Annotated in this window: 1 pseudogene; it reads left to right on the top strand. The window is 42.4% G+C overall.

The features are described from left to right. Nucleotides 1-243 (top strand): annotated as a pseudogene (locus tag ACHRV0_RS21725) (hypothetical protein); the annotation flags it as partial.

Genomic DNA, 243 nt, shown 5'->3' with positions numbered 1-243 from the left:
CAGTATCAGGAAGCTACAGCATCACGTACCAATTATGTGAAGTAGGAGCCAATCCTTCAAACTGTGATACAGCTACAGCTACTGTAGTTGTAAAAGGAACATTAGATGCTCAAAATGACAATTACAGTGCAGTGCCAAGCAGTACAGCAGCCGTAACAGTTGGAACAGTAACAAGCAATGATACCTTAAACGGAGCAGCTGTTACAGCATCAAATACCGATGTAACGCCAATTACAACAGGTC

This window comes from Flavobacterium sp. FlaQc-30 (genome assembly GCF_044005885.1).
Lineage (GTDB): Bacteria > Bacteroidota > Bacteroidia > Flavobacteriales > Flavobacteriaceae > Flavobacterium.
This window is presented reverse-complemented; position numbering and strand designations above follow the sequence as displayed.